General features: G+C 71.0%; 23 protein-coding genes. 13 read left to right on the plus strand and 10 right to left on the minus strand.

Features of this window, described 5'->3' with window-relative positions; all coding sequences use genetic code 11:
* Positions 1–117: 117 nt before the first annotated feature.
* Both CW359_RS41075 and CW359_RS41080 read left to right on the plus strand, forming a co-directional pair.
* Positions 118–1,359, plus strand: coding sequence for an exo-beta-N-acetylmuramidase NamZ family protein (locus tag CW359_RS41075; RefSeq protein ID WP_105975356.1), 1,242 nt, complete (start codon positions 118–120; stop codon positions 1,357–1,359).
* An 87-nt stretch (positions 1,360–1,446) separates the two neighbouring features.
* On the plus strand, positions 1,447–2,811 hold the full coding sequence (locus tag CW359_RS41080) for a serine-threonine protein kinase (RefSeq protein ID WP_105975357.1): 1,365 nt from the start codon (positions 1,447–1,449) through the stop codon (positions 2,809–2,811).
* Positions 2,812–2,842: 31 nt separating this feature from the next.
* Here the strand turns inward: CW359_RS41080 and CW359_RS41085 are convergent, their stop codons facing one another.
* Positions 2,843–5,647 (minus strand): penicillin acylase family protein, encoded by a 2,805-nt coding sequence (locus CW359_RS41085; protein ID WP_105975358.1) that lies wholly within the window; start codon positions 5,645–5,647, stop codon positions 2,843–2,845.
* Between the two features lie 401 nt (positions 5,648–6,048).
* On the opposite strand from CW359_RS41085, the gene CW359_RS41090 reads away from it, so the two are divergent.
* Together CW359_RS41090 and CW359_RS41095 are read left to right on the plus strand one after the other, a co-directional pair.
* A complete protein-coding gene (locus tag CW359_RS41090; RefSeq protein ID WP_105975359.1) occupies positions 6,049–6,654 on the plus strand; it encodes a hypothetical protein in 606 nt (201 codons plus the stop codon).
* Between the two features lie 258 nt (positions 6,655–6,912).
* A complete protein-coding gene (locus CW359_RS41095) occupies positions 6,913–7,980 on the plus strand; it encodes an RNA ligase (ATP) (RefSeq protein ID WP_105975360.1) in 1,068 nt (355 codons plus the stop codon).
* Here the strand turns inward: CW359_RS41095 and soxR are convergent.
* Complete coding sequence (gene soxR, locus CW359_RS41100) at positions 7,934–8,455, minus strand: redox-sensitive transcriptional activator SoxR (RefSeq protein ID WP_105975361.1); 522 nt, start codon at positions 8,453–8,455, stop codon at positions 7,934–7,936. The genes CW359_RS41095 and soxR overlap by 47 nt on opposite strands.
* 128 nt (positions 8,456–8,583) lie before the next feature.
* On the opposite strand from soxR, the gene CW359_RS41105 reads away from it, so the two are divergent.
* Positions 8,584–9,045, plus strand: coding sequence for a MaoC family dehydratase (locus CW359_RS41105; protein WP_105975362.1), 462 nt, complete (start codon positions 8,584–8,586; stop codon positions 9,043–9,045).
* Positions 9,046–9,080: 35 nt separating this feature from the next.
* Here CW359_RS41105 and CW359_RS41110 read toward each other — a convergent pair whose 3' ends face one another.
* The 3 genes from CW359_RS41110 to CW359_RS41120 all read right to left on the minus strand — a co-directional run bounded on the left by CW359_RS41110 (position 9,081) and on the right by CW359_RS41120 (position 11,288).
* On the minus strand, positions 9,081–9,722 hold the full coding sequence (locus CW359_RS41110) for a TetR/AcrR family transcriptional regulator (protein ID WP_105975363.1): 642 nt from the start codon (positions 9,720–9,722) through the stop codon (positions 9,081–9,083).
* 89 nt (positions 9,723–9,811) lie between these two features.
* Positions 9,812–10,030 carry a YiaA/YiaB family inner membrane protein gene (locus CW359_RS41115; protein WP_232838825.1) on the minus strand — a complete coding sequence of 73 codons (219 nt, stop codon included), beginning with the start codon at positions 10,028–10,030 and terminating at the stop codon, positions 9,812–9,814.
* Positions 10,031–10,136: 106 nt separating this feature from the next.
* Positions 10,137–11,288 carry an acyl-CoA dehydrogenase family protein gene (locus CW359_RS41120; RefSeq protein WP_105975381.1) on the minus strand — a complete coding sequence of 384 codons (1,152 nt, stop codon included), beginning with the start codon at positions 11,286–11,288 and terminating at the stop codon, positions 10,137–10,139.
* 110 nt (positions 11,289–11,398) lie between these two features.
* Between CW359_RS41120 and CW359_RS41125 the strand changes: the two genes are divergently transcribed.
* The 3 genes from CW359_RS41125 to CW359_RS41135 all read left to right on the plus strand — a co-directional run bounded on the left by CW359_RS41125 (position 11,399) and on the right by CW359_RS41135 (position 14,332).
* The gene (locus CW359_RS41125) at positions 11,399–12,037 is read left to right on the plus strand and encodes a TetR/AcrR family transcriptional regulator (RefSeq protein WP_105975365.1); all 639 of its coding nucleotides are present in this window, start codon (positions 11,399–11,401) and stop codon (positions 12,035–12,037) included.
* 549 nt (positions 12,038–12,586) lie between these two features.
* The gene (locus CW359_RS41130) at positions 12,587–13,309 is read left to right on the plus strand and encodes an ArsR/SmtB family transcription factor (protein WP_105975366.1); all 723 of its coding nucleotides are present in this window, start codon (positions 12,587–12,589) and stop codon (positions 13,307–13,309) included.
* Positions 13,310–13,405: 96 nt separating this feature from the next.
* Positions 13,406–14,332 (plus strand): DMT family transporter, encoded by a 927-nt coding sequence (locus CW359_RS41135; RefSeq protein WP_198655570.1) that lies wholly within the window; start codon positions 13,406–13,408, stop codon positions 14,330–14,332.
* 185 nt (positions 14,333–14,517) lie between these two features.
* Here the strand turns inward: CW359_RS41135 and CW359_RS41140 are convergent, their stop codons facing one another.
* From CW359_RS41140 to CW359_RS41155, 4 genes are all read right to left on the minus strand, one after another.
* On the minus strand, positions 14,518–15,693 hold the full coding sequence (locus tag CW359_RS41140; protein ID WP_105975368.1) for an MFS transporter: 1,176 nt from the start codon (positions 15,691–15,693) through the stop codon (positions 14,518–14,520).
* Between the two features lie 100 nt (positions 15,694–15,793).
* Positions 15,794–17,239, minus strand: coding sequence for a CitMHS family transporter (locus CW359_RS41145; protein WP_105975369.1), 1,446 nt, complete (start codon positions 17,237–17,239; stop codon positions 15,794–15,796).
* 122 nt (positions 17,240–17,361) lie between these two features.
* Positions 17,362–19,617, minus strand: a complete 2,256-nt coding sequence (locus tag CW359_RS41150) for a molybdopterin oxidoreductase family protein (protein WP_105975370.1) — start codon at positions 19,615–19,617, stop codon at positions 17,362–17,364.
* Between the two features lie 146 nt (positions 19,618–19,763).
* Positions 19,764–20,381, minus strand: coding sequence for a TetR/AcrR family transcriptional regulator (locus CW359_RS41155; protein WP_105975371.1), 618 nt, complete (start codon positions 20,379–20,381; stop codon positions 19,764–19,766).
* Between the two features lie 115 nt (positions 20,382–20,496).
* Here CW359_RS41155 and hmgA point away from each other — a divergent pair, with 115 nt between their 5' ends.
* From hmgA to CW359_RS41170, 3 genes are read left to right on the plus strand one after another with little or no spacing between them, the layout of a single operon-like run.
* The gene (gene hmgA, locus CW359_RS41160) at positions 20,497–21,891 is read left to right on the plus strand and encodes a homogentisate 1,2-dioxygenase (RefSeq protein ID WP_232838824.1); all 1,395 of its coding nucleotides are present in this window, start codon (positions 20,497–20,499) and stop codon (positions 21,889–21,891) included.
* 27 nt (positions 21,892–21,918) lie between these two features.
* Positions 21,919–22,668 carry a GntR family transcriptional regulator gene (locus CW359_RS41165; RefSeq protein ID WP_105975372.1) on the plus strand — a complete coding sequence of 250 codons (750 nt, stop codon included), beginning with the start codon at positions 21,919–21,921 and terminating at the stop codon, positions 22,666–22,668.
* 28 nt (positions 22,669–22,696) lie between these two features.
* Complete coding sequence (locus tag CW359_RS41170) at positions 22,697–23,872, plus strand: type ISP restriction/modification enzyme (RefSeq protein WP_105975373.1); 1,176 nt, start codon at positions 22,697–22,699, stop codon at positions 23,870–23,872.
* Positions 23,873–23,972: 100 nt separating this feature from the next.
* Here the strand turns inward: CW359_RS41170 and CW359_RS41175 are convergent, their stop codons facing one another.
* Positions 23,973–24,674 carry a TetR/AcrR family transcriptional regulator gene (locus CW359_RS41175; protein WP_105975374.1) on the minus strand — a complete coding sequence of 234 codons (702 nt, stop codon included), beginning with the start codon at positions 24,672–24,674 and terminating at the stop codon, positions 23,973–23,975.
* Positions 24,675–24,738: 64 nt separating this feature from the next.
* Between CW359_RS41175 and CW359_RS41180 the strand changes: the two genes are divergently transcribed.
* Positions 24,739–25,686: an ATP-binding cassette domain-containing protein gene (locus CW359_RS41180; protein WP_105975375.1), complete on the plus strand. Its 948-nt coding sequence runs from the start codon at positions 24,739–24,741 to the stop codon at positions 25,684–25,686.
* A 92-nt stretch (positions 25,687–25,778) separates the two neighbouring features.
* On the plus strand, positions 25,779–26,559 hold a 781-nt coding region (locus tag CW359_RS41185; RefSeq protein WP_232838826.1), incomplete at its 3' end, for an ABC transporter permease.

Raw genomic sequence — 26,559 nt, forward strand, 5'->3', positions numbered from 1 at the left:
ACCTAGGGGGCGCGGGGAACTGCGCGACCAGCCACAACGGCGCCGCACCCTACGAACCACAGGCGGCAGCACATACGGTGCCCACACCAACCGCACCGCCTCACGGAGGGAACCCCCATGCCCCTGTCACGACGCGGCCTCCTAGCAACAACCGCAGCCGCCGCAGCCCTACCCGCATGCGCAGCCACCGCCCCCACCAAACACCGCCCGAAACAACTCCGCACCGGCTTCGAGAACCTCACCCGCACCGACTACGCCCCCCTCAAGAACAAAAAGGTCGGCATCGTCACCAACCCCACCGGCCTCACCCGGGACGCCCACCACATCGTTGACGTCATGCACACGGACGACCGGGTGAACCTGACCGCCGTCTTCGGCCCCGAGCACGGCTTCCGGGGCACCGCCCAGGCAGGCGGCTCCGAGGGCCGCCACGACGACCCGGCGACCGGCCTCCCCGTCTACGACACGTACCTCAAGAGCGGCCGGCCGCTCGCCGACATCTTCACCGCCTCCGGCGTCGACGTCGTCGTCTTCGACATCCAGGACGTGGGCGCCCGCTTCTACACCTACATCTGGACGCTGTACGACTGCATGGAGGCGGCCCAGCTCGCGGGCAAGCCCGTCCTGGTGCTGGACCGGCCGAACCCGGTGACCGGCCGCGCCGCCCAAGGGCCGGTGCTGCACAGGGAGTTCGCGACGTTCGTCGGACGGCAGCCGATCTCGCAGGCGCACGGGATGACGGTCGCGGAGCTGGCGCGGCTGTTCAACGGGGAGTTCCTGGCGGCGCCGGTGGAGCTGGACACCGTACTGATGTCGGGGTGGAGGCGTTCGGAGTTCTACGACGCGTCCGGGCTGCCCTGGGTGCCGCCGAGCCCGAACATGCCGACGCCCGACACCGCGCTCGTCTACTCCGGGACGTGTCTCTTCGAGGGGACGAACCTGTCGGAGGGGCGGGGCACGACCCGGCCGTTCGAGCTGCTCGGCGCCGAGGGCATCGACCGGCGGTGGGCCGCCGCGGCGGAGCAACTCGACCTCCCTGGTGTGCACTTCAGGGAGGCGTACTTCGCGCCGACCTTCTCCAAGTTCCAGGGGAAGAGCGTCGGGGGCGTGCAGCTCCATGTGCACGACCGGGCCGCCTTCGACCCGGTGCGTACCGGGATCGCGTTGCTGGTGACCGCCAAGAGGGTCTGGAGCGGCTTCACTTGGCGCTCCGACAACTGGATCGACAAGCTCACCGGCTCCACCCTGGTCCGCACGATGATCGACGCGGGCGCCGACGCCGACGAGGTCGTGGCGGGCTGGCAGGACGAGTTGGCGGCTTTCCGGAATGTGCGTAAGAAATACCTTGCCTATAAGTGAGTCGTGACGTATGGCCAACTCCCCCCGTTAGCAGGACGATACGCCCCACATCGCACCAACACGACACCACGGGGGACGGGGACTGTCATGGCGGATCCGGAAATGAGCGTTTCTCCCTACTGGGAGCTGACCTTCGACGCGGACGGCGACACCGACGGGCGCAGGCGGGACCGGCTGCTCGCGGAGGTGAACCCGCTGGAGGTGCGCGACCTCATCGTCTTCGCGCACGGCTGGAACAACGACCGGTCGATCGCGACCCGGCTCTACAGCCGCTTCTTCGCGCCGATCCCCGCGCTCGCGCCCGCGACCGCCAGGATCGGCTACGTGGGCGTGGTGTGGCCGTCGATGCGGTTCTGCGACGAGCCGATCCCCGACTTCCCGCGGGCCGCGACCGCCGTCGCCGCTCCGGCCACCGCGACCGGCGGGCTCGGGCTCGGGCTCGACAAGGACACCCGGCTCGCCCTGCTGGAGACCTTCCCGGGGCGGGCCACCGTCGTCGAGCAGATCGCCGGGCTGCTGGATCAACAGCCGGGCGGCGAGGGGGCCTTGGAGGAGTTCGGCGGACTGGTGCGGCTGCTGGTCGAGGTGCCGCCGGACGCGCCGCAGGCCGGGTTCGCGGCGGATCTCCTCGGGGACGGTGAGCCGCAGGGCGTCCCCGACATGCTCACCGGGTCCACGGCGGCGGCCTGCGAGGAGTTCGCGGGGGCGCTCGCGGGTCACGAATCCCCGGGCGCCGTCGCCGAGTTCGCGCTGCCCAACCCCTGGAAGGGGGCGCGGGAGCTGCTGCGGCAGGCGACGTACTACGCGATGAAGCGGCGGGCCGGGACCGTCGGTGAGCGGGGGCTCGGGCCGGTGCTCGGGCGGCTCGCCCAGGCGGCGCCCGGGGTGCGGGTGCATCTCGTCGGGCACAGCTTCGGCGCCCGGCTGGTGTCGTTCGCGCTGCGCGGGCTGCCCGCTGACGTGCGCACGGTGAAGTCGGTGACGCTGCTCCAAGGGGCCTTCTCGCACTACGCGTTCGCGGAGCGGCTGCCGCACGACACCGGTGCCGGAGGCGCGCTGCGGGGCCGACAGAGCCGTATCGACGGGCCGCTGGTGTGCTGCTACTCCCGGTTCGACGGGGCCCTCAGCACCTTCTATCCGCTGGCCTCGCGGATGGCGGGCGAGAGCCAGGGGGTGCTGGGCGCCGACCGGTCGTTCGCCGGGTTCGGTGTCGCGAAGGCGCTGGGGCCCAAGTGGGGTGCGATGGGCCACGACGGTGTCCAGGCGGTGCCCGGCACGGTCAAGTTGACGCTCGCCGAGGCGCTCAAGCCCGCCAAACTGCCGGTGAGCGGGTGCGTGAACGTCGACGCGGCGGAAGTGGTGCGGAACGGCGGGAGCCCGTCGGGGGCCCACAGCGACATCTGTCACGCGGAGTTGGCGCGGGTGGTGCTGGCGGCGGGCCGGATCAAGTGACCACGACCCGCCGCCAGCACCCGCACAACTGCTAGCGGTGTGAGGTGAATTCGACGACCTGCTGGTAGGTCGGCCGGTTCTGCCAGCTGATGTTGTAGTGCTTGATGCCTCCCAGGGTGCGCTGGACGATCGAGTCGGCGCACCACTGGTTGCCCGCCGCGCAGAGGTCGTCGCCGGGGTAGACCTGGGCGGCCGTCTTGCCCGCCGCGGTCTTCAGGGTGCTGATGAGGATGTCCCGGCAGCCGGTGAGGGTGCCGCCGCCGCAGTACTTCTGCGTCAGCCCGCCCTGTACCGAGTCACCGAGGATCGCCCGGATGTCCTTGTCGACGTAGCTCCACCAGCCGTACTGGAAGGAGCTGCCCGCGTGCGCGCCGGTCGGGCCGTGCGCGGCCGAAGGCGCCTCGTCGACGGGGAGGTTGTTGGTGATGGCGGTGTAGAGGTCGGTGCCGAGTCCTGGCTGGAACTCGGCCTGCACGAGCAGCGGCCACCAGGCGTCCAGGATGCGGATCGCGTCGGCGTTGGCGTACGTCTTCGAGCCCGCCGAGGTCTCCGTGCGCTTCGCACCCGCCGTCACCCACGCGGACAGCTTGCTGACTGCGGCGGCTGCCGTGGTGTCGGTGACCGTCGAGCTGTTGAGGACGCGCAGCAGCTTCGGCAGTACGTCCTCGGCGCGGAGGTCGGCGAGGGCGGCGTCGGCCATCGCCTTCACCAGCTGGGCCCGGGTCACGCCGCCGGCGGCGACGAGTTTCTTGACCCGGTCCTCCAGGAGGTTGCCCCGGTGGACGGAGCCGTTGCCCCAGGAGGCGGTGGTGTAGTCCTTGGCCTGTTTGTTGTTCCAGGAGATGTAGTAGTCCTGGTCTACCGAGTTGGGGTGCGCGGACGCCGGTGTGTAGTCGGCGGTGTTGGTCGTCGGGTCGAAGTTCCGCCACTCGTACGCGGACTGCGCCCAGACCGGGAACTCGGCGTCGACGCCGCTCGCGCGCACCGGGTTGTCGCCGCTGTTGTAGTACGCGGTGTGGGTGGAGTCGGCGTAGAACCAGTTGAAGGTGAAGTTGATGTGCTGCACCGCCGTCTGGAAGGTCGCCGGGCCCTTCACGTAGTCGGGGTCGTTGAGCATCTGGAAGCCGATGATCGAGTCGGCCTCGTGCATGTAGGAGGAGCGCAGGGTGGTGTAGGCGACCTTCTTCCCGCCGACCGTCGCCCGATGGCTCACCGGGCCGTACTTCGTCCGGTAGACCTGCATTCGGTAGGAGCCGGCGGCCGTGTCGTCGGCCGTGGTGGGCTTCCAGGCGTTGGTCTGTTCGAGCTTCTCCATCGCCGTGCAGGTGCCGTGGTAGAGGTAGTGGACGTCGTCCTGGCACAGCTCGACCGCGTACGAGTCGATGATGTCCTGGCCGGAGGTGGTCGCGCTCCAGGCGTAGTCCTGGCCCCGGCCGAGTTCGACGTACATGCTCAGCCCCGCGAAGGAGGCGCCGCGCGCGCTGATGCCCGGGCCCTGGATCTCCTGGAGCATCAGCAGCTGGGGTGCGAAGTAGCCGGTCTGCGGGCCGAAGACCGCGATCGGGTGGCCGCTGGCGGTCTTGGCCCCGCTGACCACCAGGGCGTTGGACATGCCGCGCTTGGCGGAGGTGAGGGCGGTGGCCGTCGCCGTGGTGGAGGCGGTCGTCGCGGTCGTGGTGGCCGCGCTGCCCGTACGGTCGTAGACGAGCGGTTCCTCGGCGACCGTACCGGCGTCGGGCAGGGCCTCGCCCTGCGGGTCGGCGGGCGGGGTGGCGTACGGGAAGCTCTCGCCGTTGTGGACGGTGAGGGCGGCCTCGGGGTCGTTGCGCTCGCGGAACGCCTCCCAGACCTTGGTGCCCTCGGTCACGCCGTACTTGGACTGCGCGGCCATGAGGGAGATCGCGTTGTTGACCTCGCCGCCGCCACCGGAGCCGAAGAGGGCACCGATCACGGAGGCCAGGGCGACCAGGTCGGTGGGCTTGAACTTCTGGATGGTGCCCGCGTTGGTGACGGAGTCCTTCCAGCCGGTGAGGACGTACTCGCCGGGGAAGTAGCGTCCGCTGTCGGAGGCGTCGATGTACGCGTTGATGCCCGCGACATAGGCGTTGACGTCGGCGAGGGCCTGCTGGCCCCGGGCGCCGTTGGTGGCGACCGCGTTGTCTATCTGGGCCTGGAGGTCGGCCTCGGTGTACGGGGCGTGGCGCCAGAACTCCTGTTCAAGGCCCTGGTTGGAGGGGTCGCCGCCCGCGAAGGGGGTGAGCTGGCCGCGTCCGACGTGACGGAAGACGTCCATCAGCCAGAGGCGGTCCTGGGCGGCGGCGTATCCGGCGCCGAACTCGGTGCCGTAACGGGTGGTGCCTGTGATGTGCGGCACACCCGTCTTCTTGTCGCGGACGATCGTCACGTCGGTGCGGCCGGCCGGGGCCAGGGTCGAGGCGACCTGGTCGGCGGCGACCCCGAACGAGGCGTCGTTGAAGAAGTTGTTGATGGTGGCGTTGGTGAGTCCCGAGTAGCCCGTGGCCAGGTTGGCATAGGGCCCGAGCTGGTCTTCCGCGTGTTCGGGCTGGGTGCCGAAGGCCTGGTTGAGGAGGATCTGGGCGAGGGTGGCGTTGCCGTTCTGGCCGGGCGGCAGGATGTCGGAACACTGCCCTCCGCAGTAGTCGTTCGCCGCCGCCGCGTGGGCCTCGGTCGCCGGGGAGATCGGGGAAAGAGGCGACAAAAGACCGGCAATGAGCGTGCATACGGCCGCGGTCTTCAGGAACCCGAAGAGTCCGCGGGGAGTTCTCAGTCTGTCGAAGGTTCTATCGGCGGTGATGCCTGGGGTGCGCCGTGACATGGCAGCTCCTCCGGACGGGGGGTGGGCCACTCCGAACGGGGTGGGCCAGAGGTTACCGCCGGTATCCCCGCGATTGAAGATGAACATGCGTCACTTTTGAACAACGTGGTACAGCAATTGCGTTGGAGGGGTACGGGGTTCGAGTGTCCGGGGAGTTCCGGGGCACTTCGACAGAAGGGCCACAGGCGGCCGACAGCTGCGGGAGGTAACCGTGAGGGGTGGTCCGGCGGACGGCTTAGGGCCGTCGGCGTCGGTCCCATGGGGGCCGGCGATCGGCTTATGGCCGTCATCGGAAAACGGATGGAGCCGAATCGCTTGTCGATACGTCTATTCGACGACGTCCGTTCGACGACGCCGAAGTGACCGAAGTACAGGTGCAGGTGTGACGGAGGTGCAAGGCGATGGCCGGTTTCCGGAGTCTGGCGAGACAGGTGCGGGATCCGCGGAGCGATCTGGCACTGCGGCGTTACTCGCTCCGCAAGTGCCTTGAGAGGTTCGCCCCTTACGGGCACAGGGCGACCTGGGACCATCTGAGTTCCCGGGCCGGGTTCGGCCCCGAGGACCGCTCCCCCGATCCAGCGCGGCTCGTGGCCGCACTGGACGAGCTGGAGGAAGCGCGCTCGGTCTGGCTGGCCTACGAGGTGGAGTTCGCGAAGCGCCGCAAGAAGGAGAAGTTCGACGGGCTGCGCAGGCCCGGCAGCGTGGACGACTGGCACCGGCTGACCTGGGGTGGGTTCGGGGTGGCCTGGTGCGACGACCCGGGGGTGCACCCCCACGAGTCGATGGCCGAGGTGCTGCGACGGCTGATCGCCGCCCTGGAGCGCGAACCGGGCTCGGTGTGCCCGGTGTGCGTCGGGGAGCGCCTCACCTGGAAGTACGACCTGGCCCATGAGCCGTCGTCGGGTCCCGTCTGCACGGAGTGCGGCATCGTGGTACCGCGCCCCGTCCTGACCCCCGAGGCCCTGGCGGAATCCAGGCGCGGCCGACTGCTCCTCGCATCGGCCTGAGCAGGAGCACGAGCACGACGGGGGTGCGCCGGGGATGCCGCACCCCCCAATTGGCCGCGCCCCAAAGGGGCGCGGGGCTGTATCAATCTGCGGCTCCGCCGCGTGGGCGCGACCAGCCACAACGGACCCGCGGCCGACAACACACCCAACCAGCCAGCAGGCACATAGCAGGCACAAAATCCATGGCTCCACCCCTTTCCCACAAGGAGAGTTGGCGGCGATGAAACCCACCTGAGCCGCCCAAGGAGCCACCCACCCATGTCGACGCTGCGCGTAACCGCCGAGATCCTGACCGTCCACGCCCACCCCAACGCCGACGCTCTCGAACTGGCCCAGGTCGGCCTGTATCGAGCCGTGGTCGCCAAGGGGGCGTACCGGACCGGCGACGCCGCCGTGTACATCCCCGAACAGTCCGTCCTGCCGACGGCCCTGATCGAGGAACTCGGCCTGACCGGGCGACTGGCGGGCAGCGGGTCGGACCGGGTCAAGGCGATACGCCTGCGCGGCGAGCTGTCGCAGGGCATCGTGTGCCTCCCGCGCGCACTGGACGACGTGGACCTCGCGAAGGCCGCCACGGACGGCACCGACTTCGCGGAGCGGCTGGGCATCGTCAAGTGGGTGCCGCCGATCCCGCCCACCATGAACGGCGAGATCGAGTCCGCGCCCGACCTCCTGCGCTGGGTCGACATCGAGAACATCCAGCGCTACCCGGACATCTTCACGCCCGGCGAACCCGTCGTCCTCACCGAGAAGCTGCACGGCTCGGCCTGCCTGCTGACCTACTTCGCGGACGACGGCCGCGTCCAGGTCTCCTCGAAGGGCTTCGGCTCCAAGTCCCTTGCCCTGAAGGAGGATCCGCGCAATCTCTACTGGCGCGCGGTGACCGCCCACGGCGTCGCCGAGGCCGCCGCCCAGCTCGCCGAACGGCTCGGCGCACGCCGGGTCGGCATCTTCGGCGAGGTGTTCGGGGCGGGCGTACAGGACCTGACGTACGGCGCGGACGGGCGGCGCGAGACGCTCGGGTACGCCGTGTTCGACGTGTCGGTGGAGGTCGACGGGGTCGAGCGCTGGCTGGACGCGGCCGAGGTGCTGGACGGCCGGCTGCCGCTCGTACCGAGGCTGTACGAGGGTCCGTACGACATCGGCCGGGTCCTGGAGATCGCCAGTGGACGCGAGACGGTGTCGGGGCGCGGGCTGCATCTGCGGGAAGGCGTGGTGATCCGGCCGGCCGTCGAGCGGTACAGCCCGGTGACCGGCGGGCGGGCCATCGCCAAGGCGGTCAGTCCGGCGTATCTGACGCGGAAGGGCGGGACGGAGTACGAGTAGCGGCCGGCCAGGCGGCGCCGTTCCTCTCCACCATCAGGCGGGAGCCCGCCCGGCTCTCGCCGAAGACGTCGTCCGGGTTGGACAGGACGCAGCCCTCAAGGGAGAGGCAGCCGCAGCCGATGCAGTCGGTGAGGTGGTCGCGCAGCCGGTTCAACTGCTTGATGCGCTCGTCGAGTTCGGACCGCCAGTTCTCGGAGAGGCGGGCCCAGTCCTCCCTGGTCGGGGTGCGTTCCTCGGGGAGTTCGGCGAGCGCCTCGCGGATCGTGGCGAGCGGGATGCCGACGCGCTGCGCGGCCCGGACGAAGGCGACCCGGCGCAGCGCGTCACGGCCGTAGCGGCGCTGGTTGCCCGAGGTGCGGCGGCTGCTGATGAGGCCCTTGGACTCGTAGAAGTGCAGGGCGGAGACGGCGGCGCCGCTGCGGGCGGCGAGCTGGCCGACCGTGAGTTCATGGATCTTCTCGGGAATCTGGGGCACCCCTCGAACCCTACCCATCCGAGGTGACGCACGGTCCGTTGACAGCGGACTTCCGGCCGACCATGCTAAGCAGTTGCTTAGACATACGTACTGCAGCCGCTGGGACACGGTGGCGAGGAGGCCGGGACATGGCAGAGCCGAGGATCTTCACGGGCGCGGACGACCTGAAGGCGGCGGTCGGTGAGCAACTGGGGTACACCGACTGGCTGGAGGTCGACCAGAAGCGCGTCGACCTGTTCGCGGACGCCACCGGCGACCACCAGTGGATCCACGTGGACCCGGAGAAGGCGGCGGCAGGGCCCTTCGGGACGACCATCGCGCACGGCTATCTGACCCTCTCGCTGCTGCCCCTCTTCGGGCCGCAGCTGATCAGGGTCGAGAACGTGAAGATGGGCGTCAACTACGGGACGAACAAGGTGCGTTTCCCGGCGCCGGTGCCGGTCGGCTCGCGACTGCGCGCCACGGCCACGATCAACGGCGTGGACGACGTCGCCGGGGGCGTCCAGGTCACCGTCGGCTTCGTCGTGGAGCGCGAGGGCGGCGACAAGCCGGTGTGCGTGGCCGAGTCGGTGTCGCGCTACTACCTCTAGGCAGAGACTCCGGGCGCGGACTCTGGGCTCCGGCTCTAGGCGTCGGCCGCCTTCTGTTCGGCGCCCACCATCCGCAGCACGAGGTCGGCGTAGAGCGCGCCGACCTCGTCGGGCGTACGCGGGCCGTTGACGTTGAACCAGCGGGCCACGTCGACGCAGAGGGACAGCACGGCGAGCGTCGTGCCCGGTACGTCGGGCACGTCGAACTCGCCCGCCTCCACACCGTCTTCGAGGATCCCGCGCACCTCGGCGTCGCACTGGCGGCGCAGCGCGAGGATCTCGGCGCGGGCCTCGGGGCCGAGCGAGTCGAGTTCGTACTGGACGACCCGGGCCGTCGTACGCCCCCCGGCGTGCCAGCGCACGAAGGAGCTGACGGCTTCGGCGAGCCGCTCGGTCGAGGTGCCCTCGGTCCTGGCCGCCGTCCGCAGGATGTCGACGGCCTTCTCGTGGCCGATCCTGCTGATCCGGTGGAGCAGCTCTTCCTTGGTCTTGTAGTGGATGTAGAGCGCGGCCGGGCTCATCCCCGCGCGGCCCGCGATGTCCCGGGTCGTCGTCGCGTGGTACCCGCGCTCGGCGAAGGCCTCCACGGCGGCGACGAGCAGCCGCCGGGCCGCGTCGGGGGTCACCTCGCCCCACGGCGCCGCCTCGCCGCCGGCAATCTCCTCCGCCGTACTCATCGCCCGTTCGCCCCTCTTCCACCGACAGTGACCCCCCACTGTACCGCCGCGGGTGAGCGGGCGCTTAGCCTGCCCGATCGGGGCGGTCCTCAGCGGCCCGAGTCCTGGCGGTCGCGGATGACCTTGGCGAGGGTGAAGGAGGAGGTCACCAGGTAGAGGACGGCGATGGCGAGGAAGCCGCGCACCCAGGCGTCGGCGTTCAGCCGGAAGATGCCGATGGCCGTGGCGCCCATGGCGACGGCGAAGGAGGCGACGGCCTGGCCGTAGAAGGCGGCCGTGTTGTGCGGCTTGGCCGGGGTCTCGGTCAGGTGCGGGTTCATGTTCATGTTCGCGTTCATGGGGACAAGGGTCGGCGGAGGCGGCCCGTGCCACATCCGCCGAAGTACTCAGCCGCGTACTCATACGAGCCAGGACTCAGAAGGCCGATACGCCCGTCAGTGCCCGCCCGATCAGCAGTTTCTGGATCTGGCTGGTGCCCTCGTAGAGGGTCATCACGCGGGCGTCGCGCAGGAGCTTGCCCACCGGGTACTCGTCGATGTAGCCGTAGCCGCCGAAGACCTGGAGGGCGTTGTTGGCGGCGCGGACGGCGGCCTCGGAGGCGAAGAGTTTGGCCTTGGAGGACTCGGTGGCGAAGGGCAGGCCCCGGTCGACGAGGTCGGCGACGCGCCAGGTCAGCAGCCGGGCCGCGTCGACGTCCACGGCGATGTCGCTGATCAGCTCCTGCACCAGCTGGTGCCGGGCGATCGGCTTGCCGAACTGCTCGCGCTCGCCCGCGTACCGCACGGCGGCGTCCAGGGCGGCCTGGGCGATCCCGACGCACCCGGCGGCGACCGACATCCGCCCCTTGGCGAGCGCCGACATGGCCACGGAGAATCCCTTGCCTTCGGGGCCCAGCAGCGCCGAGGCGGGCACGCGCACGTCCTCGAAGACGAGTTCGGCGGTGGCCTGCCCGCGCAGCCCGAGCTTGCCGTGGAGGGTACGGCGGGTCAGCCCGGGGCTGTCGGTCGGCACGAGAAAGGCGGAGACACCCTTGTGTCCCGGGTCGTCGGTGGACCGGGCGAAGAGCAGCACGACGTCGGCCCAAGTGCCGTTCGTGATGAACATCTTGGTGCCGCTGACGACGTACTCGTCGCCGTCGCGCACGGCCCGGGTGGTGAGGTTGCCCGCGTCGGAGCCGGTGCCGGGTTCGGTCAGCCCGAAGCAGCCGACGTACGAGCCGGAGGTGAGCCCCGGCAGCCAGCGGCGCTTCTGCTCGTCGCTCCCCCAGGCGGCGACGGTCTTGGCGACCAGCCCCAGGGAGACGGAGACGATCCCGCGCACGGAGGAGTCACCCCGCCCCAACTCCTCGGTGACCAGGCAGTACGAGAGATGGTCGCCGCCGGAGCCGCCGTACTCCTCGTCGACGGTCAGCCCCAGGAAGCCGACCTCGCCGAGCTTCTTGACGATCGACCGGTCGACGGCCTCGGCGCGGTCCCAGGCGACGACGTTCGGGGCGATCTCGCGCTCGACGAAGTCCCGGGCAAGCCGCTGGACGGCCTCCTGCTCGTCGCTGAGCCCCAGGTTCACCACGCGGCCCCTCTCCCTCTCCCCCGCACTCTTCGAAACTCTTCGAACTTCGATGCCGACCACTAAATTAGCACTGCTAGTTTAAGTGTCGCAGCCCTACTATGTGCGCCATGGCCCGACCGCGCAAGCCCCTCCTCAGCAGCGACCTGATCGTGGAAACGGCTCGGGCGCTGGTGGACGCGGAGGGTCTGGCCGCGCTGTCGACACGTCGGCTCGCGGCCGAGCTGGGGGTCAGCGGGCCGTCGCTCTACAACCACTTCCGGACGAAGGACCAGATCCTGGAGGCGGTCGCGGACTCGGTGAGCGTGCTGGTCGACCTGTCGATGTTCGAGGACGGCCGCGACTGGCGCACCGCGCTGCACGACTGGGCCGTCTCCTACCGGGCCGCCCTGCGCGACCACCCGAACATCGTCCCGGTCATGGCGCGGGGCCCCGGCCGCCGCCCGGCGGGCCTGCGGCTCGCGGACGCGGTGTACGGCGGGATGGTCGACGCGGGCTGGCCGCCGGCGCAGGCGACGTCGATCGGCGCGTTGATGAGGTACTTCATCATGGGCTCGGCGCTGGGCTCCTTCGCCGGGGGGTTCGTGGACGACGAGAGCGCGTACGACCCGGCTGACTATCCGCACCTGGGGCAGGCGCATCTGCTGGCGGAGCAGCAGGAGAGGGTTGATGAGCGGGCCTTCGAGACGGGGTTGGCGGCGTTGTTGGATGGGTTGGCGGGGCAGTTTGAGGGGTTGGGGCGGGGCTGAGGTGGGGGTGGGGCGGGGGCTAGGGCTTCGTTGGGGGGGCTGGTCTCGGGTTCGTTTGGGCCTGTCCCGACCCGTCCGGGGCTGGTCGGCGGCTCGAACCCGGCCCGCCCAGGGCCAATCCACGGCCCGAGCGCAGCTGACCCGGGGCTAGTCGGTGACGCGCCCGGAGCCAGTCCGGGTTCTGTGCACAGCCCGTCCTGGGCTCGTCGGCGGCCCGCCCAGGGCCAATCCACGGCCTGAGCGCAGCTGACCCGGGACTAGTCGGTGCCCCACACGCAGCCCGCCCGGGGCTCGCTGGCGGCCCGCCCGGGGTCCCGCTCCGGTTCCGCCGAGGGTCGGTCATCCTGTGGCTGAGGGCATGGGAGCTGACCGCACGGCCTGGCATGGGTGGCAGGCGAGCCGAGGCGGGCGTGGTCGGGGTGCAGCAGGCGTGAGCGTGTCTCGGGGCGGTGTGTCGGGGTCCGGCGTATTCGGCGTCGTTCGCTGGATTGTCTGACCCTCGTACACGCTTCGGTGACTGCCGAAGTATGTGTGGCGCATGCTGGGGGCATGACCAGCGAGGGTGCGAGGAAGTCGGGGCCTGCGTTCGGGCTCGCCGGGCTGGCCGGGCTGTTCGCCGACGAGACTCGGGCCGGGTTTCTGCTCGCGCTGCTGGACGGGCGGGCTTGGACCGCCGGGGAGTTGGCGCGGTATGCCGGGGTCGCGGCGTCGACCGCCAGTGAGCATCTCGGGAAGCTCGTCGCCGGGGGGCTGCTCGCCGAGGAGCGTCAGGGGCGGCACCGTTACGTACGGCTGGCCGACGCCCGGGTGGCCCAGCTGGTGGAGGACCTGGCCGCGCAGGTCGACCCCGCCGGCACCCGACGCCCGCGCACACTGCGGGAGTCCGGCGCCGGGGCCGCGATGGCGCGGGGCCGCACCTGTTACGACCACCTGGCCGGACGGCTCGGTATCGCCCTCACCGACGCGTTCACCGTACGGGGGCTGCTGCGCCAGGACACCGGGTTCGCGCTCACGGACGGCGGGCTGCGGTGGTTCGCCGATGCGGGCATCGTCCTCGATCGCACGACCCGCCGCCCGCTCGCCCGTGCCTGCCTCGACTGGACCGAGCGGCGCGTCCATCTCGCGGGTACGGCCGGCGCGGCCCTGTGCCGGCACGCGCTGGACGCCCGTTGGTGCGTGCGCATCGGTACGGAACGGGCGGTGCGGGTCACTGAGGAAGGGGAACGCCGGTTCGCGGAGCTGCTGGGCGTCGAGGCGGCGGCCCTGCGCTGAACCGTCGTAGGAACTCCTCCCCCGCGATGCCGGCCGGCCTCACGTCCGAAAATCGCGAGCCCTCGGCACCCCGCCCTCCCTAGCCTCTGGAGCATGATGACCTCCTCCCCGCCCTCCCGTCCGGCCCCGCGTGCGGAGGTGCTCGCCGCTGTCGCGGCCTGTGTGACCGTGGTGCTGTGGGCCTCCGCGTTCGTCTCGATCCGCAGTGCGGGGGCCGCGTACTCGCCGGGGGCGCTGGCGCTCGGGCGGATGCTCGCCGGGTTCCTGACGCTGGGGGCGATCTGCCTCGTACGGCGCGAGGGGCTGCCGCCCAGGTCGGCCTGGCGCGGGATCGCGATCTCGGGGGTGCTGTGGTTCGGGGTCTACATGGTCGTCCTCAACTGGGGCGAGCAGCAGGTGGACGCGGGTACGGCCGCCCTCGTAGTGAACGTCGGCCCGATCCTCATCGCCCTGCTCGGCACCCGGCTGCTCGGCGACCCGATGCCGCCCCGGCTGCTCGCGGGGATGGCGGTGTCGTTCGCGGGTGCGGTGACGGTCGGGCTGTCGATGTCGGGCGGGGGAGGTACGTCGGTGCTCGGGGTGGCGCTGTGCCTGCTCGCGGCGGCGACGTGGGCCACCGGCGTGGTCGCGCAGAAGCCTGCGCTCGGGCAGGCGAGTGCCCTCCAGGTGACGACGTTCGGCTGCCTGGTCGGGGCGGTGACGTGTCTGCCGTTCGCCGGGCAATTGATCGGCGAGGCGGCGGAGGCGCCGGTGTCGGCGACGCTCAACATGATCTACCTGGGCGTCTTCCCGACGGCCCTGGCCTTCACGACCTGGGCCTACGCCCTGGCCCGCACGACGGCCAGCAAGATGGGCGCGACGACGTACGCGGTCCCCGCCCTGGTCGTCCTGATGTCCTGGCTGACCCTGGGCGAGGTACCGGGGTTGCTCACGTTGGCGGGGGGTGGGCTGTGCCTGGCGGGGGTGGCGGTGTCGCGGTCACGGCCACGGGTGCCTGCGGCGGCGGCTGGGGAAGGGGCCTAGTTTTCTTCGCCCCCGCCGCCCCTACCCGTCCCATCCTTCTGGGGGCTGCGCCCCCAGACCCCGCTTCGGCCTGAACGGCCTCGTCCTCAAACGCCGGACGGGCTGAAAGACCAAGCGCCGGCCGGCACCATGTGCAGCCCAGGCCAGCACCACTCAGCCCGTCCGGCGTTTGAGGACGAGCGCGTTCAGCGCGACAAGGGGGGTCTGGGGGCGAAGGAAACCCCCGACGACAACGCCAGCAACACCCCCAGCATCACGAACGGCGCCCCCACCCCCGTAACCCCCGCCACCAGCCCCGCCGCAGCCGGCGCAGCCACCTGGCCAAGGCGGTTGCCGGTCAGGCGGAGTGCGAGGGCCGTCGACCGGGCCCCCGCCGGGGCCGCCTGCACCACCGTCGTCATCGACAGCGGCTGCCCCACCCCCAGACAGAACCCCAGCACCGCCAGCATCAACGCCAGCCCCCACACCGGCACAGGCAACGCGATCCCCGCACACAGCAGCGCCGCCAGCAGACACGTCACCGTCAGCAGCCGGCGCCGCCCGAGGAGCCGGACCAGCGGCGTCAGTACCAGGCGGCACGCGATCGTGGCCGCCGCCCGCAGTCCGAGGAGTACGCCGACGACCGCCGGCGCGATACCCTGCTGCTCGCCGACCACCGGAAGGTAGGCGGTGAGGATGTCGGTCGCGGACAGTACGGCGAGGCTGATGAAGATGCCGCCGGGTACGCCCCGCGTACGGAGGATGCGGTGCACGGGCACGCGATCACCCTGCTCCGTACGGGACTTGACGACCGTACGATCCTCGACCCGCCAGAGCGACGTGAACGAGAACGCGGCGACCGCGCCCGCGACCAGCAGCGCACGCGCGCTGCCCGCCGCCATGTCGTCGCCGCCGACCAACGCCCCCGCCGCCATCGGGCCGATGAACTGGCCGAGCGAGACGCCGATGGTGAAGTGGCCGAAGTTGCGGTCCTGTTCGTCGGGCGCGGACCGGCGGGCGACGAGCGACTGGCCGCCGATGACGAAGCAGAGGTGGCCGAGGCCGGTCACGCCGCTCCACGCGGCCATCGCCGAAAGGGAGTCGGCGGTCGCGCCCAGCGCGCAGCCGCCGGAGATGAGGAGCGCGCCGACGGTCAGCAGGGGCGCGCAGCGGCCGTGGTCGGTTCGGCGGCCCAGAGGTACGGCGGCGAAGAGCGGGAGCAGGGCGAACGCGGCGGCGATGACACCGACGGCCCGTTCGTCCGCGCCCAGCGCGAGGGCCCGGTAGGAGACGGCGGGCCGGGCCATCGACACCGCCCCCTGCGTGAAGCTGAAGGCGATGACGAGACGGAGCAGCCAGCCGCGGTTCCCACCGGGCCTCATGTACATGTCCTTCCGGACGAGCAGAAGACGAGCAGAAGGCGACCAACGGACGTGCGTGGATCAGTGGATCAGTGGATCAGTGGATCAGTGGATCAGTGGATCAGATGATGCCGAACAGGATTCCTGCCCCGAGGATCGCCAGCGACGTCAGGATCGCCCACTTGACCACGAACTTGGTGTGGTCGCCGAACTCCACCTTCGCCATGCCGACGAGGACGTACACGGCGGGGACCAGCGGGCTCGACATGTGCAGGGGCTGGGCGATGAGGGAGGCGCGGGCGATCTCCAGCGGGGAGACGCCGTGGGCGGCGCCGGCCTCGGCGAGGACGGGCAGGACGCCGAAGTAGAAGCCGTCGTTGGACATGAAGTAGGTGAGCGGGATGCTCAGCAGGCCGGTGACGAAGGCCATGTGCGGGCCCATGCCGTCGGGGATGTTGTCGACGAGCCAGCGGGCCATGTGGTCGACCATGCCGGTGCCGGTGAGGACGCCGGTGAAGACGGCGGCGGCGAAGACCATGCCGGAGACGTTGAGGACGTTCTCGGCGTGGGCGCCGAGGCGGGCCTTCTGGTCGGGCATGTGCGGGAAGTTGACCGTCAGGGCGAGCGCGGCGCCGAGCAGGAACAGCACCGGGATCGGCAGCCACTCCATGATCATGGAGGTGAGCAGGGTGACCGTGAGCAGCGCGTTGAACCAGTAGAGCTTGGGGCGCAGGGTGGCACGGTTCGGGTCGAGGACCTTCAGCATGCGGTCGTCGTCGTCATCGTTGTCGGCGGTTGTGCCCGTGGGGCTGTCGGTGCCCGAACCGCCGGTGGGCGCGGCCGAGTTGCCCGCACCGGATCCGGCGGCCGACTTCGCGCCGGCACCGGCACCGACCAGCACGGTCTCCGTCTCCTGCTCCGGCTCCTCCACCAGCACCGCGTCCAGCGTCAGCACACCGAGCCGCTTGCGCTCGCGGCGGCCGAGGACGTACGAGAGGGCGATGACGAAGGCGAGGCCGGCGGCGAGCGCCGGGATCATCGGGACGAAGATGTCGCTCGCGTCGAGCTTGAGGGCCGTCGCGGCGCGGGCCGTCGGGCCGCCCCAGGGCAGGGTGTTCATCACACCGTTGGCCATCGCGGCGACGCCGGTCATCACGACGAGGCTCATCTTGAGGCGCTTGTACAGGGGGTACATCGCCGAGACCGTGATCATGAAGGTGGTCGAGCCGTCGCCGTCCAGGGAGACGATCGCCGCGAGCAGGGCCGTACCGACGACTATGCGCAGCGGGTCCGCCTTGGCGAACTTCAGGATGCCTCGGACGATCGGGTCGAAGAGGCCGACGTCGATCATCACACCGAAGTAGACGATCGCGAACATGAGCATCGCCGCGGTGGGGGCGAGGCTGGTGACGCCGTCGATGACGTAGTCGCCGAGCTTGGCGCCCTTCCCGACGAAGACGCAGAACAGTGCCGGGATCAGTACGAGCGCCGCGATCGGCGACATCTTCTTCATCATGATCAGGACCAGGAAGGTCGCGATCATCGTGAAGCCCAGGATGGTCAACATGAGTGGGTTACCTAACGTTCGCCCTTGAACTCCCACCGGAGTCGGCAGTGCGTTGACGTTAGGGCGGCCACGCAAGGCTTAACAAGATGTTGACACGCGAGCAATAAGCGCAAAACTCCAGGTCACAGCGTTGTGCCTGCTGGGGCGAGTTCGATGGGGACACCATTCAGTACGGCGTTGCCCGACAGCGGGTCCAGCAGACTGCCGTCGAGGAGCTGGTTGACGTTGACGCCGGGGTCGACCGCGGCGTGCCCGAGCCGGGTGCCGGGCCGGTCGTGTCCCCAGCCGTGCGGCAGGCTCACGACCCCGCGCCGGACGACGTCCGTGATCTCCGCGGGGGCAACCACCTCTCCCCCGGCGCCCTTGATCCGTACGGCAGCCCCGTCCTCGACCCCGAGGCGGGCGGCGTCCTCGGGGTGGATGTGCAGGGTGCAGCGGTTGGTGCCGCCGGTGAGGGCGGGCACGTTGTGCATCCAGCTGTTGTTGGAGCGCAGATGGCGGCGCCCGATGAGCACGATCCCGGCGGGCCGCTCGCGCAGGGCCTGGCGGAGGCGCGGGAGGTCGTCCGCGATGGGCCCCGGGAGCAGTTCGACCTTGCCGCTGCGCGTCTTCAGGGGCTGCGGCAGGCGCGGCTGGAGCGGGCCGAGGTCGATGCCGTGCGGGTGCGCGAGCAGTTTCGTGAGGCTCAGGCCGTCCGGTCGTACGCCGAAACCGTCGCCGTACGGTCCCAGGCGCAGCATCAGGTCGAGGCGGCGCTCGGGGCCGGTGTCGCCGGCCAGCTCCTCGGCGAGCCGCTGGGGGTCGCGGCCGTGGACCGGGGAGTGGGGTTCCTTGACGGCCTTGCCGAGGGTCTGGCCGATGACCATCGTGTCGACGGCGGAGGGGTCGGCGCCGTGCATGCCGGTCACCGCGAGGACGAGACGGGCGAGGATCTCGGTCTCGGCCATCCTGCCGGGCTCCAGGGGCACGGCGGGGCGGTTGTAGCGGACCTGGTTGCGGACGGCGAGGGTGTTGAGGGCGAAGTCGTGGTGCGGGCTCTGGGAGGGCGGGGGCGGCGGCAGGACTACGTCGGCGTGGCGCGAGGTCTCGCCCAGGTAGGGGTCGACGCTGACCATGAAGTCGAGGGAGTCCAGCGCCTTGTCGAGGCGGTTGCCGTCGGGCGCGGAGAGGACGGGGTTGGCGGCGACGGCGATGAGGGCCCGGATCGGCTCGCCCTCGGCGGTCGCGGTGTCGATCTCCTCGGCGAGCGCGGAGAGCGGCAACTCGCCCTTGGCCTCCGGGTGTTGACCGACCCGTGAGCGCCAGCGGCCGAGCGCGAAGCCGTGGCCGGGCCCGGCGGGCCGGGGTGTCCGGTCGGTGGCCGCCTGCGGGAAGAGGGCGCCGCCGGGCCGGTCGAGGTTGCCGGTGAGGATGTCGAGGACGTCGACCAGCCAACTGGCGAGGGTGCCGTGCGGGACGGTGCAGCTGCCGATACGGCCGTAGACGGCGGCGGTGGGCGCGGCGGCGAGTTCCCGGGCGAGGGTACGGATGGTGTCCGCGTCCACGTCGCACGCCTCGGAGACGGCCTCGGGAGTGAAGTCCCGTACGGAGTCACGGAGTTCGTCGACCCCGACGACATGCGGCGCCAACTCGCCCAGGTCGACGAGGTGTTCGTCGAAGAGGACGTGGGTCATGGCGGCGAGCAGCAACGCGTCCGTCCCGGGGCGGATCGCGATGTGCCGGTCGGCGAGCTTGGCGGTGCGGGTGCGGCGCGGGTCGATGACGGTGAGGGTGCCGCCGCGCGCCTTGAGGGCCTTGAGCTTGCCGGGGAAGTCAGGGGCGGTGCACAGACTCCCGTTGGACTCAAGGGGGTTGGCGCCGATGAGCAGGAGGTGGTCGGTGCGGTCGAGGTCGGGCACGGGGATCGCGAGGGCGTCGCCGTAGAGCAGTCCGCTGGAGACGTGCTTGGGCATCTGGTCGACCGTGGAGGCGGTGAAGACGCTGCGGGTGCCGAGCCCGGCGAGCAGCACGGTCGGATAGAGGGCCCCGGCCACGGTGTGCACGTTCGGATTCCCGAGCACGACCCCGACGGAGTCGGCCCCGTACCGCTCGACGACCCCCCGGACACCGACGGCGACGGCATCGAAGGCCTCGGCCCAGGTCGCCTCACGCAACTCGCCGTCGCGCCGCACAAGGGGGACGCGCAGCCGGTCGGGGTCGCTGTCGAGGGCCCCGAAGGAGGCGCCCTTGGGGCAGATGAACCCCTGGCTGAAGACGTCGTCACGGTCACCGCGGGCCCGGGTGACCCGGCTGCCCTCGATGGTGAGCGTCAGTCCGCAGGTGGCCTCGCAGAGGGGGCAGACACGCAGGGCGGTACGGGAGTCGGTGGGGCTGGACACGGGTCCTCCCGGAGGGTGGCGGCGACGGTGACGCACGGCTGGGGACTGGAGCCGAGCATACCGACCGGTACGGATGGAGGGGAGGCCTTCAACGGGGTGAGGTCGGAAACCCGCGAGCCCGCTCGTCCGACGCCGGTACGGGCACGTCAGTCCAGCACGCGCGCCAGATACGCCCGCAGCAGCTCCCGCATCTCCCCGATGATCCGCTCGTCGCCCTCCGGAGCGACCCGGAAGGCCAGGTGGACCAGGGTGTCGGCGGTTTCGACGGCGATCAGGAAGGTGCGGCGGAGGTCGTCGTCCGGTGCGCGGCCGATGACGTCCGAGAGGAGGGTGGTGAGGGTGTCGGCCACGCGGTGGTTCGGTTCGGCGTCGCGTTTGCCGACCGGGATCTGGTTGCCGAAGTCGACCAGGGAGAAGCCCGGCGCGGTCCGCTTCATGGCCAGGTACTCGTCGAGCACGGCGTCCATGGCCTCGCGCCAGCCGCCCCCGCTCACCTCCCCCAGCCGCTCGGTGACGCGGGCGATGAAGCGCTCCAGGTTCCGCTGGGCGAGCGCGTCCGCCATGGCGCGCTTGTTGCCGAAGAAGCGGTAGACGGAGCCTATGGGGACGCCGGCGCGTATCGCCACCGCCCGGGTGCTCAGGGCGTCGTAGCCGACCTCGTCGAGGAGGTCGGCGCAGGCGTCGAGGATTCTGGTCAGCCGTTCGGCACTGCGCCGCTGTACAGGCGCACGACGGAGCGAGGTCGCTGGGGGCACGGTCTTCATCATGCCGGTCCACGGCGGTCCGGTGAACCTCGCCCCCGGCTCCGGCTGCCCCCTCTTGCGCCCTCCGACATCGAATCCTACGGTGAAGCATAGGAATGGGAGTGAGGGAGACCACATGGGTCAGGAGAAGGGTGAGGGCGTGAGTGAGGGCGTGAGTGAGGGGTTGAGCGGCGCGGTGGGTGGGGGCGCGCGGGAGGCCGGCGGCGGGCCGGACGGGCTCGGCTGGCTCTCCGGTTTCGGGAACGAGCACAGCTCGGAGGCCGTCCCGGGCGCCCTCCCCGAGGGCCGCAACGCGCCGCAGCGCGCGCCCCTCGGTCTCTACGCCGAGCAGCTCAGCGGTACGGCGTTCACCGAGCCGCGCGCCCACAACCGCCGTTCCTGGCTCTACCGCATCCGCCCCTCGGCCGCGCACCCGCCGTTCACGCCCACCGGCAACGGCCCGGTCCGCACGGCGCCCTTCACGGAATCCGTACCGGATCCCAACAGACTGCGCTGGGACCCGCTGCCCGAGCCCCCGGCCGGCACGGACTTCCTGGCGGGCCTGTGGACCCTCGGCGGCAACGGCGACGCCACCCAGCGCACCGGCATGGCCGTGCACCTTTACCACGCCGACTCGTCCATGGAGCGGGTGTTCAGCGACGCCGACGGCGAGCTGCTGATCGTCCCGGAGGCCGGCGGACTGCTCCTGCGCACCGAGTTCGGGCTGCTGCGCGCCGAGCCCGGCCATGTCGCCCTGATCCCGCGCGGGGTGCGCTTCCGGGTGGAGCTGCTCGACGCCTCGGCCCGCGGTTACGTCTGCGAGAACTACGGCGCCCCCTTCCAGCTCCCCGACCTGGGCCCGATCGGCGCCAACGGACTCGCGAACGCACGGGACTTCAAGGCACCGGTCGCGGCCTACGAGGACGTCGAGGGTCCGGTGGAGGTCGTCAACAAGTTCTGCGGCAACCTCTGGACGGCGGTGTACGACCACTCCCCGCTCGACGTCGTCGCCTGGCACGGCAACCATGTCCCGTACGTCTACGACCTGCGCCGTTTCAACGTCCTCGGCTCCATCTCGTACGACCACCCGGACCCGTCGATCTTCACGGTGCTGACGTCTCCGTCGGACACCCCTGGCCTCGCGGGCGTCGACTTCGTGGTGTTCGCGCCGCGCTGGCTGGTGGGCGAGGACACCTTCCGGCCGCCGTACTTCCACCGGAACGTGATGAGCGAGTACATGGGGCTGATCGAGGGCGCGTACGACGCGAAGACAGCCGGAAAGGGGGGCTTCGTGCCGGGGGGCGGCTCGCTGCACAACATGATGTCCGCGCACGGGCCCGACCGGGAGACCTTCGACCGGGCCAGCGCGGCCGAGCTGCGGCCCCAACGGGTCGACGACGGGCTGGCGTTCATGTTCGAGACGCGCTGGCCGGTGACGCTGACGGCACAGGCGGCGCGGGCGGAGCATCTGCAACCCGGGTACGACGACGTGTGGTCGGGTCTGCAGCGCCACTTCCGCCCATTGCACTGATCGTTGCCGACCGGTACGGATACCTCCGTGACCTCCTTCGCGCCCGACTCGATCGTCCTGAACCGCAAGTTGCCGCTCTGGTACCAGGTTTCGCAGTCCCTGCGCGCCTCGATCCTGGGCCGCTCGGCCCGGGACCCGCTGCGGCTGCCCACCGAGGAGCAGTTGGCGGGGCACTACGGCGTGAGTGTGCTGACCATGCGGCAGGCGCTGAAGGAGCTGGAGGACGAGGGCCTGATCAGCCGCCACCGCAGGCGCGGCACCTTCATCGAGCCGGACGCCCGACGCGGCGCTCCCGTACGGCTGTTGGGTTCGGTCGACGCGATCGTCGCCCAGCAGTCCGGCATGACGACCGAACTCCTCGACCACGGCAGCGTCCCCGTGCCCGCCGAACTCGCCGAGCACTTCCCGGACTTGGCGGAGGTGGCCACGTACCACCGGCTGCGCGGCGACGAGGAGACCGGCGAACCGACCAACCACGCCCGCAACTACGTCCGTCCGGAACTGGCGGCGCGCATCGACCGCGACGACCTGCTCCGCTGGCCGATGACCAAGGTGCTGCGTGACTCCGTGGGCGCGGACATCGCCCGCATCACGGACACCGTCGAGGCCCGCCTCGCGGACCCGGAGACGGCGCGCCTCCTCCGGGTCCCGCTGCTCAGCCCGATCCTGCACTACACGGGCGTCGCGTACGACGGAGCGGGCCGCGTCCTGGACGTCGCGGTCATCCACTACCGGGGCGACCGCTTCTCCTTCACGGTGACCTTGGACGCGACCTAGCGGATGGGACGGCAGGGGCCGTCGTACGATGCCCAGCGTGACGCCCGACGACGACGCTCCGCTGCTCGCGGACCTCATGCCGTGGTCCGTCGCACCGCCACGGCTGGGCCGGGGGTGGCCGACGGCACCCGACGCGGCATCCCTGAAAGCGCGCTGGGACGCCCTCCTCAAGGCCGAAGGCCCGGACCGCGAGGCCCTGTTCGAACCGACACGCGCCCGCACCCCGCACTCGGCGGTCGGCCAGCTGCCGGGCAGACACAGCGGCACGGAGAAGCTCGCCCGCGCCACCGGCCCCTGCGCGGAGCCGGTACGGGTCCTGCGGGCGCCCTTCGACGAGCAGTGGCTGATCCCGGACCACCGGCTGATCGACGCGGCCCGCCCGGAGTTGTGGCGCGTGGCGGACGAACGGCAGGTGTTCGTGGTCGAGGCACCGCCCCCTCCCCCGGCCTCGGCCGGCCCCCTCCTCCTGGCCTCACCCCTGCTGCCGCTGCTCCGCCCGGGCCGCGTCCGCCCGCTGTACCGACGCCCGGACGGCACCGAACCCAACCTGGCCCCGGGCCTGTTGGCCCACCTGGCCACCCGCCTGGGCCACCGGCCCGACCCGCTCGACGTCCTCGCCTGGACCCTGACCGCGGTACGCCCGGGCCTCGCCGTCCCGCTCACCGCCGACCCCGAACTCTGGTCGCGGGGCGTGGAGTTGGGCCACCGGGTGCTGTGGCTGATGCGCCGCAACGGCGACCGCCCCAAACTCCCCGGCGGCCGACGCCCGTACGTCCGCGCCCCGTTGCCCACCCGCCCGGTCACCGTCCACTACGACCGCGACGAGGAGACCCTCCAGGTCGACGAGGGCCGGATCTCCCCGGTACCGCCGGAGGCCTGGGACTTCGAGGTGGGCGGGGTGCGGGTCCTTGAGGAGTGGCTGGCGGTACGGGTGGGGGGTCCGGTCGAGCCGGGGACGCTGGAGGCGATCCGCCCGGCGACCTGGCCGCAGACCTGGACCTCCGAGCTGCTGGAGCTGATCACCGTACTGGCGCTTTTGGCGGAACTGCGCCCGCAGCGCGACGAGTTGGAGGTGCGGGACCCGATCACGGCAGCAGAGCTACGAACGGCGGGCGTCCTGCCGGTACCGGACAGGGCACGCAGACCGGCCTCGGTCCTGGACCACCAGGAGGAAGGCCCGGAGGGCCAGTTCACGCTGCTGTGACCCACCTGCCTTCAGGGGCGCGGGGAAGTGCACGTTCCAGGGGCGCGGGGAACTGCGCGACAAGCCACGGCGAGCCCGCGCCCAACGCACAACCCCCACCCTAGAACCCGCCCAACACCCGCAACACCATCCGCTCGAACACCCCCTCCAGATCAATCGGCCCGGAGTCCTCCACAAACGCCGCAGCCAGCCTCGGATACCCCCCGCCGGCCACCTGCCCCCCGAGATAAGCCCCCCGCACCGCGTTCTCCCGCTCCTCCGACCACGGCAACGACCGCACCCGCTCCGCCGTCGCCAACTCGTTGCCGACGTACGTCGTCACCATGCCGTTGAGCATCGCGATCAGCTCGAACTTCGTGCCGTACGTCCCATCGAACGGGTCGAGGCAGGTCAGGCAGTGTTCGAGATAGCGCAGGGCGTTGGGGCTGAAGCCGTACACCGGTGACATCAGGCGCGGCAGCCACGGATGCCGGACCATCAACGCACGCGTCTGGTGCGCGACCCGCACCATGTCCGCCCGCCAGTCCCCCGACGGCTCCCACAACTCGTGCTCGCCGCTGATCGCGTCAACCATCAGCTCGTGCAGGTCCTCCTTGCGGGGGACGTAGTTGTAGAGCGACATCGTGCCGCAGCCCAGTTCGGCGGCGACGTGCCGCATCGAGACCGCGTCGAGCCCCTGCGCGTCCGCGATCCGCACCCCGGCCTCCGCGATGTCGGCACGGCTGTACGCGGCCTTGGGGCCACGGCCCGCACGTTCGGGACGGGCCCAGATCACTTCGGGTACGACGGCACGGCCGGCCATTGATCATCACCTCGACCACCCATCGTAGTTACGTACAGCGTACGTAGTGCGCTATGGTCGCCACATGACCACAACTACGTACGCTGTACTTAGTGAGGGGCTGGAGAAGTCCTTCGGGAAGGTCCGTGCGGTACGCGGGCTGGACCTGGCGGTGGCCGAGGGAACCGTGTGCGGGCTGCTCGGGCCGAACGGCGCGGGCAAGACCACGGCGGTACGGCTGCTCACCACGCTGCTGCGGCCCGACGGGGGCTCGGCGCGGATCGCGGGGCACGACCTGGTGCGGGAGCCGGCCGCCGTACGGCGCCGGATCGGTGTCACCGGGCAGTACGCGTCGGTCGACGGGGACCTCACCGGCCGCGAGAACCTGCGCCTGTTCGCCCGGCTGCACCGGGTCAGGGGCCCCGCCGCACGAGTCGGCGAACTCCTCGACCGCTTCGGCCTGTCGGAGGCCGCCGACCGCCCCGCGTCCACCTACTCGGGCGGGATGCGCCGCCGCCTCGACCTCGCGGCGAGCCTGGTCGAACGGCCCGACGTCCTCTTCCTGGACGAGCCGACGACGGGGCTCGACCCGGCCGCGCGCAACCAGATCTGGGCTGCGGTGCGGGGACTGAAGGACGAGGGTACGACCGTCCTCCTGACCACCCAGTATCTGGAGGAGGCCGACCAACTCGCCGACGAGATCGCCCTGGTGGAGCACGGGCGGGTCGCGCACTCCGGTTCGCCCGACCAGCTCAAGGCGCTCATCGGGTCGTACGCGGAGGTCGTGGTCGCCGATGCCGACGCGCTGGTCGGCGCGGCCGGGATCCTCGATCAACTCACGGGATCGGAACCGGTGCTGGACCGCGACCGGCTCACCGCCGGCGCGGTCACCACCGACCCGACGGTGACCCTGCCCCGGCTGGTGCGCGAACTCGACGCCGGGGGTGTGGCGTTGCTCGATGTGAGTTTGCGTCCGCCGACCCTCGACGATGTCTTTCTCCGGCTGACGGAGCGTAAGGAGCTTGCGGTATGAGCGCGTTGACCTCCGCCAAGTCCAAGTCCAACTCCAAGTCGACGTCCGACTCCACTGCTTCGGCCTCGGCTCTGGTGTTCGACGGTTCGGCCATGGTGGGCCGGCATCTGCGGCGGTTGCGGCACAACCCGGGGCTGCTGATCCTCACCCAGACCATGCCGATCACGATGCTGCTGTTCTTCGGGTACGTCTTCGGCAGCGCCGTCGCGATGCCCGGCGCGGACTACCGGGCCTTCCTGGTACCCGGCCTGCTGGTGGCGACCGCCGCCAACGGCATCATGACCGGGATGTTCCAGGCGGCCCAGGACACCCACCGGGGCGTGACCGACCGGCTCCGTACGCTGCCGATCAGCCGGGCCGCCGTACCGCTGGGGCAGGCTCTCGCGGACCTCGTGGTCACCAGTGCCGGGACCGTGCCGTTGCTGCTGGTCGGGCTGGCGGTGGGGTGGCGGATCGAGGGGTCCGTGCTGGGGGCGGTGGGCGCGGTGGGGCTGTTGCTGCTCTTCCGGTTCGCGATGACGTGCGCGGGGATCTGTCTGGGGCTGCTGTCGCGGAGCGAGGAGGCGGCTGGGCAGTTGGGGAGTGCGACGTTCGTTCTGCCGCTGCTGTCGAACGCGTACATTCCGACGGGTGGGTTGCCCGGTTGGCTGCGGGTGGTGGCGGAGTGGAATCCGATCAGCGCGGTGAGTACGGCGCTGAGGAGTCTGTTCGGGAACGCGCCGACGCCGGAGGTGGGGGCTTGGCCGGTGACGCCCGATGGGGCGGTGGGCGCCGTCGACGCGGGGGCCGTCGTGCCCGCGAAGGTCAGGGTGCCCCAGCTGGGGAGGTCGTCGTTGCTTCCCTCCACGACCCGGGTGCCGCCGGTGCCCCGGA

The sequence above is a fragment of the Streptomyces geranii genome, from assembly GCF_002954775.1.
GTDB classification, from domain to species: domain Bacteria; phylum Actinomycetota; class Actinomycetes; order Streptomycetales; family Streptomycetaceae; genus Streptomyces; species Streptomyces geranii.